We start from the raw sequence: 14521 nt of genomic DNA on the forward strand, positions 1-14521 counted from the left end.
TCCTGTGGGACACCCCGATGTTCCATGTGATCGCCATCGTCACACAGATCTGGCCGCCCCTTGGACGCGTGATGGCACAATGCCATGAGGTTGTCACCCGCGCTCCACCGCCGAGATGAACTCGAAAACGTTGGACCCGGAATTGATTGTTGAGGAATGAACGTCATGAAACGCTATGTAGAAAAAGAGGTGACGGATCAACTCGCTTATAGGCGAAAGATGTTGCAAGATTGGAGAGGAGAGCGCCTCACTGGACACCAGCTAAACCTAGCATCAATAGACCTCAACCTCCTGGTGGCGCTCGAGGCTCTGCTCGAATACCGGAACGTGACGCACGCGGGCCAGCACATCGGGCGGAGTCAACCGGCGATGAGCCGGGCACTGGGAAGGCTGCGCGGCTTGTTCAATGATGATCTCCTGGTGCGGTCTTCAACGGGTTTGATCCCAACGCCGCAAGGCGAACACCTGGCTCAAAGGCTGCCGTCGGCACTGCGTACGATCCGAGAGATGGTGACAAGCCGCAGCCTAATCTCAAAAGAATGGGGGAGGGGGGCAACGCTGGCGATCCCCGATCATCAAGCTTTGGCTGTACTACCGCGCCTCCTGCCGTGGTTACGCGAGCGTGCCCCTCATCTCGACACACTCGCCTGTTTGCCGTTTGATCGTGCCGTGCGGGGGCTTGAGCAAGGTGATATTGATTTGGCCGTTGGGCATATTGACGTGCAACTGCCTGGCTATTTTCGGCGCAGTCTCTATACAGACCGCTTCGCGTGTTTGTTGCGCCACGACCATCCCGCGCTGGCGCAGGAATGGACGATCGACAACTTCGCGACCTTGCGTCACGCTGCCATCAGTACGGACTCCCCCGACCATTTCGGCCCGATCTACGACCACTTGCCCAACCTGCGAGCGGATCGTAGTCCCATACTTTTTTCCAGCGTTCTCACGGCAGCGGTGGTAGCTTCGGCAACGGATTTGGTATTGCTCGTCCCGCGCCGCGTTGCGACCCAAGTTTCCGCGATGCTGCCGCTTAGGGTTGTTGATCCACCCCTCGAGCCGGCACCGTACAAGGTCATGCTCATCTGGCACGAGCGGTGCCATCACGACCCGCAGCATAAATGGCTGCGCAAGGAGGTCGCCGCAGCGTTGGAGACGGGAGCAGACTGACACAAGAAGCGGTGATCGGGATGCTCCCGAAGCATCAAAGAGAGCAAACGGGGATTTTGCGCGGGGAGATGACCAAGGGCTCAGCGCTGCTGCGCCCGAGAGTGCCAGGCATGTTGGACGAATATCGAGACTTGGATGCCTATGTGCTCGCGGGGTCTGCTTGTATCCGGGCTTCTGCTGAGCTGCGGCTCGGCCCTGCAGTGGCGCGGATATCTTCGCGCCGGCTCTCGGATCGACCATTTTGATGGTGATCGTCAAGTGATCAACATTTATGTCAGCAGGCTCGCCGACACGGTCTGGCACTGCCGGACCGTTGGTTGAAAGACACAGCTTGATATCGGGGACCTCTGTGGCTCCGCGTGCAAATGTCGCCTTTGTCTTCTTCCGGTCATAACAGGCATCGCTTGGTCCGGCGATAAAGAGCACGGAAAGCTGAGGGACTTCATTGGCGACCGCAACGACCTTTCGCAGCGCCTGGTCAGGCGTAGGCCGGCTTTCGTTGGCGCAGTATTTACGATTGCAGTAGTTGCACTGGATATTGCAAGCTGGTGCGGCTACGACGTGCATGCGCGCGAAATAGTAGTGCGCTTTTTCTAAATAGCAGGAAAGGTCCGTGATTTTCTCCCAGACAGCCGGCTCGACGTGGTGCGGCTTTGCGGACGAACCGCACAATGACGCGGCGCAAGCAGTGGACTTCGCTGTGGCCAGCAGTTGGTTCATAGTTGTCGTGCTGGTCAGGTTCTTGAGCGAAATCATTGGTGGGGGCATTAAAGGCTCCGTTGCTGCTTAACGTCGCGGTTCAAGAAGCAAGGGCCATGCCAATGAAAATTGCTTAGGTTTTCAATTGGTTAGCGTTTTTTGTCCGGTTCCCTCCATTTGCGACCCGACATAGGGTTGTCAGGCATTCGACAATAGACCTACACCGGTAAAATGGCGGCTCGCCTCGAGTGCTTGAGTTGAGGAGGGCAGGTCGGGCCGCTCGACCACACCAGGCTTAGAACTTTCTTTCACCCCGATTTGATGCCCGCGGATGGCATAACCAGCCTAACGTGGGGTGACGCCGAGAGGCGAGCCGCCTGGCCCCAGATTTCTCCCTCGCGTCGATCAGCCGCTCCCGCTCGGTCAGACGAGCCCGATTGGGAGCCAGGCAGGATCGTTCGGATCACAGGCTTTGGAGGAGACTTCGCCGAGACAGGCACCGGCAGCCCCGGCGGCCGCAAACGGGGATCCAGTCGACATTGGGCTCTTTCTGGCGAACTCGTCGACCGCATTGTCGCCGAATGGACCGTTAGCTACCTTCCACACAAGCGCAGAGAGGCCCTGGCTGTTCTTGCAGACAAAATCCAACGCACCAATGGTCCTTGATTGCGCGGGAGTTGCTGTCCTACGCACGCTGTTTGAGTTCACAGACGTTCCCTGGGAAGTGGCATTGCGAGACCAAGTCAAGCGCCGACGGCGCGAATGTCCGTTCGCAGATGCATAGAACGCCATTTTCAACTCAAGACCAGACTTGCGACGGGCCATGGACCACGAAAATGGGTCGAATTGCATGATCGCGAAACGATCCGCGACTGTCCTATCGGTATTGCCGCGGGATAGACGGGCGGACGAGGCGGGGCTGCGCAGCTCCTTCTGGCCTGATGCGCAGGACGTTCACGGAGCGTATACGGGCTCCGCCGAGGGATTCATTGAGTTCACGCTTGGTGTCTTCAAGACCGAACCGCGCAACATCCACCAGATCACCAACGTTCTGATTGAGTTTATCAGCCCGACTGAAGCAGCTGTCGAGAGCTACTTCACTGCGCTCCAACGAGGGCCGGACTGCGGCCGGATCATACGTTGCCAGGTTTCTCCTATGTGGTCGATATTGCGACCATTTTCAGAAAAGGGAAGGGGAGTGGAGAATTGCCGACCGCACAGTGGTCTATGATTGGCTCGAGGAGCAGACACAGCAGGCGGCGTCGCCAGAGATTGAGCGGTTCGGTTTCAGGCAGCCGATCGGAACATCGCATTCTAACGACCCGGTCTATACGCTCGGAAGCGGCAAAGAGCATGAAAGCCGAGGCGGAATAGCGGCGCGTTCAGCTGGTGCCGAACTCTTCTTTTCCGGGACGTGGTGCTAACTTGCTGTCATCTGGCTCCTTTAGCGTTAGATCGCATACGCCGGAGCAGGAGAAGCTAATCCATGAAGCAAGCAGACACCCGCCGTCATTACACGCGCTGCAGGCGGGATTGGCCGCGCTCTGGTCGCTGCCTTTGCGAACGGCGACATTGTCGTTGCCGTGGATCTTCCTGGAAGCGGAACGGTGCGGTGCGGCGTTGCCGCGCGGCCCTGTGATCTTCAATGTGGCCTCGCTGGGCGGGTTGCTGGGCGATCCCAGACGCAACGGCTACGCTGCCTGGAAGGGGCCTGATCTTGATCACGAAAAGTTTGGCATGCGAGTTGGCGTCGCGTCGAGTGGGCCTGACGGCCATAAGAGCTCGGCTATGTGCGCACGCCGATGGTCGAGAACTGGAACGCGCCGACGAGACGGATCTCGCCGCTATTCGCCGACGCGTGCCGATGGGGCCCATGGGCGCGTCCCGATGATGTCGACCGGACCGTGCGGTTTCCGGTCAGCTCGCACGTCGATCATTCATCGACATCGTGTCGGACGGTCGCCTTGGGCTTGGCGACGGGTCCGGATACGAGCGATTCGAGTTCAAGCGCTTCGGTGTCGTTATTCATGAGGCGCCTGGGGAGTACCTGGGTGATCTTTTAGGGGCTCAACCAGAAGGTTTTCGAACCCGACGGCCATTATCAGAAGATACCCCCAACGGCGATATCGTTGCGGACCACCCAGAAGCCAGCCCCGCCAATCTGCATCGCGGCAGGATCGGAGTGCAGCATGAGGCGGGCCGTCGCAGAGAGTCGCAGCAATTATTGCAGTCTCTAATCTTCGCCTGCGTCCTCCCGTAATACAAGGGCGTATCAACTCAGCCGGCGGCGCAAAAAGTCCTCACGATGAGGCAAGCTTTTAGCCGCGGTTCAAATTGAGGTGTTCGAAGTACCAAGACGGGTCATCATCGGATGAATCTGTCTCGACACTGGCGTCACTCGAATGCTCCTCGACACCTGCTTCATCGTCGCTAAGATACTCCACGGTTTTAGAGAGATAACTCCAAGGTTTGTCGGCGCGCTGCCATCCACCCTTGCTATTCTTTGTCCACTTGTCGGGATGTTGCGTAGGGTCGAGCACCCAGCGATTTTCACCCACATCAACGAAACCCATCTGCTCTAGACGGGTTCCCATCTCCGGCGTAGCGGGACGTGACATGATCAACGGCTGTTCGCCGTCGAGTTGAAGTTGATGTTCGAGCAGAATATCGCCTGCGTTCTCGACAAGCGGATGAGTAACGCGAAGGTCTACAATCGACGTGATTCTTTTTCGACCGGGAAATAGTTCCCGCCACGGCTCGTTTTCGATGCTAAATCCATCCTCTGTTCTTAAAAGCCCAACGCTTCGTTCTCCCAGATCATAGCTGAAATATCGCGCGCTGGGCGTATCATTGTCGGTGCCGCCGTAGAGTCGAGCGATGGTAGCCGTACGCAGGGCTTTAGAGGACACGAAGGGCGAGTACTCTTGTGGATTGACGGAAATGTGCTTGATTTCATCACCGTAAAATTCCCTTACTTTTCTGGCAAATGTCGATCTGTCGAGCACCTTAATTGGAGGTTCGGAAGAGAGCGAGTATGGTCGCGTTGGCGACGAAGGCGAAAGAGCATGGGGATCTGGCGTTGATCGGGACGGCATGCCCGTAAGCGTTTGTGCCCCGGTCATATTCTCGATCCACCCCGCCATGGCCCGGGTGCGATCATCTTCCTCGGAAATGTTGTAGCGCAGCGATCGTTCTGAGTTATCCATGGCGGTCTCTCCTGAGAGTGAAAGGTGTGATGAAGCGCATTCTTTTCAGTCGCTTCACATGGGAACGGTGCGCTCACATGTCCGGCCTATAAAGCGGATACGTGACTGCTAGACTCGATGAAGCGGGCGGTGCGCGTTGCATGCGCCGCTCCTGATCCCTTTACCTCAGCCCAAGCCTCGAGGATCCGCGAAAGCGTGGCTCCCTTCGCCAGACCATCGTCGAATCGGCTGACAGTCCGTCGGAGGTGTCTGCGCCGCGGCAGGGCTAAGATTAGCTTGAATGTTAGAGGCGTCTCGGAAAATTTACCGCCCCGCGGGCCTGTTCTGTTTTCACCGTTGTTGGTCTCCAATTGCAGATTACGCATATGCTAGTGCAACCGGACTGGTCGCCATCATGCAAAATCGATATTCTAAAATGCTTTGGAAAAGCGGAGCCACGTAGACCCCTTAGGTGGTGAAGGTGACCTGCCACTGCGAATTTCCTCCAGATTTGATTAGAGTCCGGCCCATCAAAGGACGGACGAATGAAGAAGCAGAGATTTACCGAAGAGCAGATAATTGCGGTACTGAAGGAGCAGGAGGCAGGCGCGAAGGCGGCCGACCTCTGCCGTAAGCACGGGATTTCGGAAGCGACGTTTTACAACTGGAAAGCCAAATACGGTGGTATGGAAGTGTCCGAGGCCAAGCGGCTGAAGGCGCTTGAGGACGAGAACGCCAGGCTGAAAAAGCTGCTGGCCGAACAGATGCTGGATGCGGCGGCGCTCCGCGAGCTTCTTGCAAAAAAATGGTAGGGCCTGCCGCCAAGCGTGAAGCCGTCACGCATCTGAAGGCCGTGATGGGTCTTTCGGAGCGGCGGGCCTGCCAGATCATATCCGCCGACCGCAAGACGGTGCGTTATCGGTCCTGCCGACCGCCGGAGGTGGCGCTGCGGGCAAAGCTGCGTGACCTTGCAAACGAGCGTCGGCGTTTCGGCTATCGGCGACTGTTCGTCCTGCTTCGACGGGAAGGAGAGCCGTCCGGCGTCAATAGGATCGAGGTTCCAAATTTGATTTCCGGAGGACCGGCATCGATGTACCCAAGACGGAACCAGCCGCGCGATGACGATTCTCGCGAAGTAAGTGAGTGGATCGAAGGCGTGACCGGAGCTTTCGATACGGACGCCTGGATCCGGGAGTACAATTCACAGAGACGAGATGTGGAACAGGATCTGAGCGACTTGCGCCTCGGTTCGCACGACAGTGACGCCGGCGACCGTGTGCCGCGTCGCAGATCCGTGGGCGGTTCGATGCGAGTGACGCCGCAGTCGTTGGCGCCGGAGAACTCGTTGAGCGGCGCCCGCCACAGCATAGACGTCTCTCGGGCGGGCTCCAGCAGCTTGCGATTCGGCGGCTCGGGGAGCAAGACATCGAGCAATATGGCGGAGGCGGGCGAAGTCGCCGCGGCGCCGCAGGGCAAACGCCGCGGATTTACGTCGCGCATGGCGTCAGGGTTCAAGAAGGCGTTCGGATTGAGCAGCGGCAAGACGTCGTCGCGGAGTTCGGGGCAGCAAGACGTCGATGCCGCAACGGAGACTCACGTGGTCTCAACCAAGGTTCGCGTCGGCGCCAAGCGTGGTCGCGCCGCCGACCGGGACATGCATCCCGATGACGAGACCCGCATCAACCAGTTCGCGGAAGCAGTCCGAAACTACGAAATTCTACCCGACGGTAGCGTCGGCCGAGGGGACGGAAGGGTTCCCGAGGCTACCGTCGAGAACAATTTAGGGATTCTTAGGAGGTTCGCTCGTTGGCTCCGAGCAGAAAACAGAGATTCGATGGCTTCTCGGCTTTTAAACGATCCAGATTCACTAGCCGTTGATATCGCGGATTATTGGGCAAGCGGTGGGGATGGTCAGGACCGTCTTAAGTCAGCACTGTCTCATTTCAGGAGGCTCGCGCCTGAGGGGCAAGAACTCCAAGCCGTTGGACCTGGGCCGCGCCTGATGGGGCGCCAGATACATGATCCTTATCCCGACGACGCCCGCGTCATTGATAGCTTGGCCAAGGAAGAGCTGAGTAAGTTCGGACCGGTCCCGACTTCTCGGAATAATACCAGTCACCAACGAAAGTTTAGCGCTTGGCTCCAAAGGGAGGGCAGGGAGAGCATAGCGAGCCGGCTCAACGGCAGTGATCAGCAGCAATGGTCGTTGAAAAAAGATTACCAAGACTTCACCGAAGACATGGGAAAACACACTATCTCTTTCAAGCGGCTTCGGCAGTACCAGCAAGTCGTTGAGGCGAACGCAGCGTCGGGGTTGTCCCCTGAGCAGGCAAGTGGCCGGGAACCGGCCGGTCTGGACGGCCGTTCGGATCCACGTGCCGAGTTCAGATCAACTTCGCCGCTGCAGCAGGTTGATCCATCGATCGAAGGCCGCAGCGGATTGTCGCTCGACCATATCGAATGGCTGGGCGACCAGCATATCCAGACGGATTATGAGCTGCTAATGCAGGACTTGCAGCGAAACGATCCGGATCTCGCCGCCAGGACGCGGCTTATCGATCCCCTGATAGCCCATTATCATCTGCGCCTGGGCGATGAGAGCACCGCGCTGAGCGCTTTCCAGCGCATCGTTAATGATCAGAATGGAAGAGATACAGCCGACTTCCTGTTCCTTCCAGTGAGCGATGCCAGTGCTTCGGATCCTGATCACCGCGGCACCCATTGGTCGCTGCTACTCGTTGACCGTCGCAACCGCGAGGGGCCGGCTGCCTATCACTATGACTCCTTCCGGGGCCAGAACAACGAGTTTGCAGCAATGCTCGCACAAAGGTTGGGTACCCGTCTGGAGCCCGTCCGCATGACCCAACAGCGCAACGACTATGATTGCGGAGTCTTCGTGGTTGACGGCACGCGGGCGCTCGTTAGACGACTGGCACGAAGAGGCCGGCCAGCCGTGCTGCACCTCGACAACCTCGTCGCCGATCGGGAGCAACTCCAACGACGTCTGAGCACCGCGCCCAACAGTGCTCGAGCGGGGGCTGCGGCGGCTGAACCGGAGTCCTCCACACAGATCGCCGATCCCGCAGAGTTTTGGCATGGAGTGGGTCAACCCGGCCAGCTTCCCGCCGATAGCTGGAATACAGCGACCTTCCGGCAGGATTTGCCGTCAGCTGCCTATTCACCGGTGCAAAGCGTCAATCCGCCAGACGCACCATGGGAGCAAAGCTTGGGGGCATCGATCTTCGGCACCCCACAGTACACGCTGCCTGTGGACGACTTGGGAGGAGCTGTCCCTCCGAGCTGGCAACACCGCAATCAACCGGCACCGGCTGGCCTTCGGCTTGCAATGTCCTGGCTTGAGTTGCTGCCGAGCGCGGACAACCCCCAGACCAGCATCACTATCCATGGTGTGCCCTACACGGCCACTCTGGGGCCATCAGGCATGGAGAACGACATTTACCTTTTCCTGCAATAGGGTGGAGATGGATCGAGCAATAGATGCCAGTGGTTCTTGAAAAAGCACCAAACCGTTGAGAGAGAATCCGTTTTTACGCGGCCACGTGCAGCGCGCCAACCCAGATGAGACGATCCCCAGTGCCGGGGGCGACATCGAATGTGCACGTCGCCAGTCTTCCTTCAAAACGTGACGTTTGGCCAGCATCCCAAGAGGCGACGGCTGTCGCATCTGAGGTGTAGACAGATACGGATGCGGGAAGAGCCTCGGGTGCGAAGGATGCTGGCGCGGTCGCTGAAGTGCTTAGTGCCGTCTATGACGGCCTATCCTTTGCGGGTTCTACTATGGCTTCAGGCCAGGACGAAACCCGCCCATGGCGCCGGATGCATTTCATACAGCGATCATGAGCCAACGTGTGAGTTTGGTACTCGATGCCGACCACGTATCCTGCAACTATCAAACTATGCCTGCTGTCAAGCGAAGTGAAGATTTGACCCCGTAGGCGAAACGAAGAACTGACCCCTTCATTGATTTGCTGTTTCGTTTGTCTCAAGCGCTGTTCCGGCCTTCTGCAGAAGGCCGGAACGGCGCTTTTCGCGAAGCCTGTAGCTATCACCTCGGATGGTGATCACCGTCGAATGGTGCAGCAGGCGGTCCAATATCGCGGTGGCGACGACAGGGTCTCCAAAGACGCTCCCCCACTCTCCGACCGATCGATTGGAGGTAATCAGGATCGATCCCCTTTCATAGCGGCGAGAGACCAGTTGGAAGAACAGGTGGGCGGCGTTAGCTTCGAAGGGCAGATATCCCAGCTCGTCGATGATCAGCAGTTTCGGCCGCGATAGGATTGTCAACTGCTTGTCCAATGAGCCATCGTTATGGGCCTTGGCGAGCATCGCAACCAGAGTGGCCGCCGTGGCGAATTGAACGTTGTAGTTCTGGCGGATTGCTTCTCGGCCAAGACTGACAGCAAGGTGCGTCTTACCGGTGCCCGGAGGTCCGAGGAATAGGACGGTGTCGCCGTGAGCAATCCAGCGGCAGGTTGACAGCTCCCTGATCTGTCCTCGATCCAGCGAGGGCTGTGCCTCGAAGTCGAAGCCATCGAGTTCGCGTACGAAGGGGAACTGCGCCAACTTGCTCGACATCGAGATGCGCCGTTCATCGCGCCGGGCAATCTCTCGTGAGACCAGGAACGCCAGAGCTTCGCGCAACGTCATCTTCGAGCGGGCCGCCTCGTCCAGCAACGTGTCGAGTTGATCGCGGATCGCCGTCAGCTTTAGCCGATCGAGTGTCGCGATGAGTAAATCGTGATCGACGGTCGTCATCACCAGCCACCTCCAACAACGGCCTCGTATTCCGCAAGAGGTCGCAGCAAGGCGGCTGGTGCCAGCTCGACTGGAGCGGTGCGAACCAGTCCTTCGCTACCCGCGAAGCCAACAAAGTGATCCCGGTCGACGATCCGTTGTCGCCGTCCCTGGCAGAGAGGATGATCGGCCACAACCTGGCCAGCGTGACGGATAATTACACGGCCAGCCAATACAACGACTTGGACGCTCTCGCCGATGAGACGCCAGGGTACGGAATAGCTGTTTGTGTCGAGATCGATGGCGCAGTCCGCCTGCACTTTGCGCACGAGGTCGCGTAGTTGTCCAAACGGTGCGCGGCCGGATAGCGGCCGAAGGGCTTCGGCCTCCGCAGCAAAGCGTTCAATTGGTGCTTCACCAGTCGTGCCGTGTTCTCGTCGGTCTGCGATCTCTCGTATCCATCGGTCAAGGTGCGCCTCGAACGAAGCCCAGTTCTCAAACCGGCGACCAGCGATAGCATTCTTCTTGACGTACCCGACCCCGCGCTCGTCCTTCCCCTTTGTTCGCGCCCGGTAGGGAGCGCAAGCGCGTGGCGCGAAGCCCCAGTAACGGGCAAACGCCCAGAGTCGCGCATTGAAGCGAACCTCCCGGCTAACCGCGTCGTGATGTTCGACAAGTGCCTTCGCATTATCCAGCAAAACCTCAACGGGAACGCCGCCAAACCGAAGAAACGCGCCTTCCATCCCCTCGAACCAATCTGTCTGCCCTTCTCTCAATGAGGCACGGATATGAATGCGTCTGGAATAGCTTAGCGTGGCGACAAAGACGTTTACCCGAAGCCGCTCGTCACCGATCCAGACACGCGTCTGCCCGAAGTCGATCTGCAACTGACGACCAGGCGGCGTTTCAAACCGCACTGTCGCACGCTTTTGCGCCTTGAGTTCCCGCCGCCATTCCCGGACTCGAAGCTCTACCGAACGCAAACCGATGATAATTCCATGCTCGCTCGCCAGCTCCTGCCGGATCACATCGGCATTGCCATCATGGCGAAAGAAGCGTTCACGAAGCCAATCATCAAGGCCATCAAAAGCACTCCTCCGAACCGGCTTCTTGAAGGGTACCGCTCCACCCTCACGAAGATATCGACGGACAGTGTTGCGAGCACATCCAAATTCCTTCGATAGACGCTTGGCACCCCAACCAAGCTCGTGCAGCCGCAACATTGCCACCACCTCATCTGCCTCAAGCATATCTTCGCCCTGCATCGTTCCCCACGATGCAGGATGCGCTGAAATCGCACTTGTCATCCATCTCTCCTCGTTGTCACACGAGGGGGCAGTTCTTCATTTCGTTAGGGGGTCAGTTTCTCATTTCGCCTGACACCTGCGGGCGGGTGCCGCGGTGGACCGACTTGTTCATCACGCAACGATCTTCGAAATGAACGTCGAAAGCTGTCGACGACGTTCCACCCATGGGGGTCAAACGCCGGCGCGGCAGGCCAGCCTCATTCGCGACAATCAAAGGCACCGCACGGTTAGTCGCGGAGCGGCAATCAGACCACGATGAAGCTCTTGCCAGCGACAATCAACATGATAACTTCATCCCGACCGCGACATAAGAATCTCATCCAGATTGTCGCGCGCGTCTCATCCTGATCGCCGCCCCATAGGTCGCATAACTATCAGGCGCGCAACGGGTTCTGTCAGCAGCTACACCGCAATGGTTCCGTTGCCTGAGGCGGCGAAATCAGAAAGGCCGGCGGAAAGATTGGTTGGAATCGGAAATTCTGACGGCACCCTTCGCGCTGCATGTTCCACACATCACCCGAAACTGCTTAAATGAAGGCCAATTTTAGCGGGCTCCGCATGGCAAGCGGCAAGCTGGCGAGCCTCTCAAGCCATGTGCCGGCCTGATGGTCGAGTGCAGACGATTGTCGGCAAGCCGTCGCCATATGGTGTTCGGCCATGCCTTGAGGGCATGATTGGATCTGGCTTTAGCATGCTGGGCGGCGGTCGGCAGGCATTAGGATCGAGGTTCCAAATTTGATTTCCGGAGGACCGGCATCGATGTACCCAAGACGGAACCAGCCGCGCGATGACGATTCTCGCGAAGTAAGTGGGTGGATCGAAGGCGTGACCGGAGCTTTCGATACGGACGCCTGGATCGAGGACTACTATTCAGAGAGCCGAGACATGGAACAGGATCCGAGCGACTTACGCCTCGGTTCGCACGATAGTGACGCCGGCGACCGTGTGCCGCGTCGCAGATCCGTGGGCGGTTCGATGCGAGTGACGCCGCAGTCGCTGGCGCCGGAGAGGGGTTCGGGGCAGCAAGACGTCGATGCCGCAACGGAGACTCACGTGGTCTCAACCAAGGTTCGCGTCGGCGCCAAGCGTGGTCGCGCCGCCGACTGGGACATGCATCCCGATGACGAGTCCCGCATCAACCAGTTCGCGGAAGCAGTCCGAAACTACGAAATTCTACCCGACGGTAGCGTCGGCCGAGGGGACGGAAGGGTTCCCGAGGCTACCGTCGAGAACAATTTATGGGTTCTTAGGGGGTTCGCTCGTTGGCTCCGAGCAGAGAACAGAGATTCGATGGCTTCTCGGCTTTTAAACGATCCAGATTCACTAGCCGTTGATATCGCGGATTATTATTTTGCAAGCGGTGGGGATGGTCGGAACCGTCTTAAGTCAGCACTGTCTCATTTCAGGAGGCTCGCGCCTGAGGGGCAAGAACTCCAAGCCGTTGGACCTGGGCCGCGCCTGATGGGGCGCCAGATACATGATCCTTATCCCGACGACGCCCGCGTCATTGATAGCTTGGCCAAGGAAGAGCTGAGTAAGTTCGGACCGGTCTCGACTTCCCGGAATAATACCAGTCACCAACGAAAGTTTAGCGCTTGGCTCAAAAGGGAGGGCAGGGAGAGCATAGTCAGCCGGCTCACCGGCAGTGATGAGCAGCAACAGTCGTTGAAGGAGGATTTTAGGGCCTTTACCAAGGAGGAAGGAAAAAAAGTGGTCGTGAGTTTCGATCGGCTGCGGCAGTATCTAGGCGCCGAGTCCCAGTTGAAACAGCATAATCCTTATCCCGACGACGCCCGCATCATTGATGACCTAGCCAAGGAAGCGCTGAGCAAGCTCGGATCGAACTCGACTTCCAAGAGGAATGTTGTCTGGAATATGGCCAGCAATCAACGAAAGTTTAGCGCTTGGCTCCAAAGGGAGGGCAGGGAGAGCATAGTCAGCCGACTCACCGGTACTGATCAGCAGCAACAGTCGTTGCAAAAAGATTACCAAGACTTCACCGAAGACATGGGAAAACACACTATCTCTTTCAAGCGGCTTCGGCAGTACCAGCAAGTCGTTGAGGCGAACGCAGCGTCGGGGTTGTCCCCTGAGCAGGCAAGTGGCCGGGAACCGGCCGGTCTGGACGGCCGTTCGGATCCACGTGCCGAGTTCAGATCAATTTCGCCGCTGCAGCAGGTTGATCCATCGATCGAAGGCCGCAGCGGATTGTCGCTCGACCATATCGAATGGCTGGGCGACCAGCATATCCAGACGGATTATGAGCTGCTAATGCAGGACTTGCAGCGAAACGATCCGGATCTCGCCGCCAGGACGCGGCTTATCGATCCCCTGATAGCCCATTATCATCTGCGCCTGGGCGATGAGAGCACCGCGCTGAGCGCTTTCCAGCGCATCGTTAATGATCAGAATGGAAGAGATACAGCCGACTTCCTGTTCCTTCCAGTGAGCGATGCCAGTGCTTCGGATCCTGATCACCGCGGCACCCATTGGTCGCTGCTACTCGTTGACCGTCGCAACCGCGAGGGGCCGGCTGCCTATCACTATGACTCCTTCCGGGGCCAGAACAACGAGTTTGCAGCAATGCTCGCACAAAGGTTGGGTACCCGTCTGGAGCCCGTCCGCATGACCCAACAGCGCAACGACTATGATTGCGGAGTCTTCGTGGTTGACGGCACGCGGGCGCTCGTTAGACGACTGGCACGAAGAGGCCGGCCAGCCGTGCTGCACCTCGACAACCTCGTCGCCGATCGGGAGCAACTCCAACGACGTCTGAGCACCGCGCCCAACAGTGCTCGAGCGGGGGCTGCGGCGGCTGGACCGGAGTCCTCCACACAGATCGCCGATCCCGCAGAGTTTTGGCATGGAGTGGCTCAACCCGGCCAGCTTCCCGATAGCTGGAATACAGCGACCTTCCGGCAGGATTTGCCGTCAGCTGCCTATTCACCGGTGCAAAGCGTCAATCCGCCAGACGCACCATGGGAGCAAAGCTTGGGGGCATCGATCTTCGGCACCCCACAGTACACGCTGCCTGTGGACGACTTGGGAGGATTTGTCCCTCCGAGCTGGCAACACGGCAATCAACCGGTACCAGATGACCTTCTGCCTGCAATGTACTTATTTGACTTGCTGCCGAGCGCGGACAAACCCACCAACTTCAGTATCCATGGTGTGCCCTACACGGCCACTCTGGGGCCATCAGGCATGCAGAGCGACATTTACCTTTTCCTGCAATAGGGTGGAGATGGATCGAGCAATAGATGCCAGTGGTTCTTGAAAAAGCACCAAACCGTTGAGAGAGAATCCGTTTTTACGCGGCCACGTGCAGCGCGCCAACCCAGATGAGACGATCCCCAGTGCCGGGGGCGACATCGAATGTGCACGTCGCCAGTCTTCCTTCAAAAC

At 58.2% G+C, this 14521-nt stretch carries 7 protein-coding genes and 4 pseudogenes; 7 read left to right on the forward strand and 4 right to left on the reverse strand.

Annotation, left to right across the window (positions count from 1 at the left end):
- Nucleotides 1-156 precede the first annotated feature (156 nt).
- Complete coding sequence (locus QMO82_RS03675) at nt 157-1167, forward strand: LysR substrate-binding domain-containing protein (RefSeq protein WP_029875556.1); 1011 nt, start codon at nt 157-159, stop codon at nt 1165-1167.
- Nucleotides 1168-1377: 210 nt separating this feature from the next.
- On the opposite strand, the pseudogene QMO82_RS03680 reads toward QMO82_RS03675, so the two are convergent.
- A pseudogene (locus tag QMO82_RS03680) lies at nt 1378-1935 on the reverse strand (radical SAM protein); the annotation flags it as partial.
- 781 nt (nt 1936-2716) lie between these two features.
- On the opposite strand from QMO82_RS03680, the gene QMO82_RS33735 reads away from it, so the two are divergent.
- Nucleotides 2717-3097 carry a nuclear transport factor 2 family protein gene (locus QMO82_RS33735; RefSeq protein WP_335723779.1) on the forward strand — a complete coding sequence of 127 codons (381 nt, stop codon included), beginning with the start codon at nt 2717-2719 and terminating at the stop codon, nt 3095-3097.
- Nucleotides 3098-3802: 705 nt separating this feature from the next.
- Nucleotides 3803-4067, forward strand: a pseudogene (locus QMO82_RS03685) (LLM class flavin-dependent oxidoreductase); the annotation flags it as partial.
- Nucleotides 4068-4184: 117 nt separating this feature from the next.
- Here the strand turns inward: QMO82_RS03685 and QMO82_RS03690 are convergent.
- On the reverse strand, nt 4185-5072 hold the full coding sequence (locus QMO82_RS03690; protein ID WP_029875558.1) for a hypothetical protein: 888 nt from the start codon (nt 5070-5072) through the stop codon (nt 4185-4187).
- Between the two features lie 524 nt (nt 5073-5596).
- On the opposite strand from QMO82_RS03690, the pseudogene QMO82_RS03695 reads away from it, so the two are divergent.
- Together QMO82_RS03695 and QMO82_RS03700 are read left to right on the forward strand one after the other, a co-directional pair.
- Nucleotides 5597-6105 (forward strand): annotated as a pseudogene (locus tag QMO82_RS03695) (transposase); the annotation flags it as partial.
- Nucleotides 6106-6357: 252 nt separating this feature from the next.
- Nucleotides 6358-8526, forward strand: a complete 2169-nt coding sequence (locus tag QMO82_RS03700) for a Ulp1 family isopeptidase (RefSeq protein ID WP_283196506.1) — start codon at nt 6358-6360, stop codon at nt 8524-8526.
- A 503-nt stretch (nt 8527-9029) separates the two neighbouring features.
- Here QMO82_RS03700 and istB read toward each other — a convergent pair.
- Both istB and istA read right to left on the reverse strand, forming a co-directional pair.
- Entirely contained in the window at nt 9030-9830 is an 801-nt protein-coding gene (istB, locus tag QMO82_RS03705; protein WP_009997167.1) for an IS21-like element ISSme2 family helper ATPase IstB, read from the reverse strand.
- Nucleotides 9830-11116 carry an IS21 family transposase gene (istA, locus tag QMO82_RS03710; protein WP_029875831.1) on the reverse strand — a complete coding sequence of 429 codons (1287 nt, stop codon included), beginning with the start codon at nt 11114-11116 and terminating at the stop codon, nt 9830-9832. Before istA ends, istB begins: the two co-directional genes overlap by 1 nt.
- Before the next feature lie 88 nt (nt 11117-11204).
- On the opposite strand from istA, the pseudogene QMO82_RS03715 reads away from it, so the two are divergent.
- Both QMO82_RS03715 and QMO82_RS03720 read left to right on the forward strand, forming a co-directional pair.
- A pseudogene (locus QMO82_RS03715) lies at nt 11205-11427 on the forward strand (hypothetical protein); the annotation flags it as partial.
- A 514-nt stretch (nt 11428-11941) separates the two neighbouring features.
- Nucleotides 11942-14353: a Ulp1 family isopeptidase gene (locus tag QMO82_RS03720; RefSeq protein ID WP_283196502.1), complete on the forward strand. Its 2412-nt coding sequence runs from the start codon at nt 11942-11944 to the stop codon at nt 14351-14353.
- The last annotated feature ends 168 nt before the right edge of the window (nt 14354-14521 follow it).

Source organism: Rhizobium sp. BT04 (genome assembly GCF_030053135.1).
GTDB classification, from domain to species: Bacteria; Pseudomonadota; Alphaproteobacteria; order Rhizobiales; family Rhizobiaceae; genus Rhizobium; species Rhizobium binxianense.

Coding starts and splice junctions, on each gene's coding strand:
- QMO82_RS03675 (WP_029875556.1), top strand. CDS start 157: ATGAACGTCATGAAACGCTATGTAGAAAAAGAGGTGACGGATCAACTC.
- QMO82_RS33735 (WP_335723779.1), top strand. CDS start 2,717: ATGATCGCGAAACGATCCGCGACTGTCCTATCGGTATTGCCGCGGGAT.
- QMO82_RS03690 (WP_029875558.1), bottom strand. CDS start 5,072: ATGGATAACTCAGAACGATCGCTGCGCTACAACATTTCCGAGGAAGAT.
- QMO82_RS03700 (WP_283196506.1), top strand. CDS start 6,358: ATGCGAGTGACGCCGCAGTCGTTGGCGCCGGAGAACTCGTTGAGCGGC.
- istB (WP_009997167.1), bottom strand. CDS start 9,830: ATGACGACCGTCGATCACGATTTACTCATCGCGACACTCGATCGGCTA.
- istA (WP_029875831.1), bottom strand. CDS start 11,116: ATGACAAGTGCGATTTCAGCGCATCCTGCATCGTGGGGAACGATGCAG.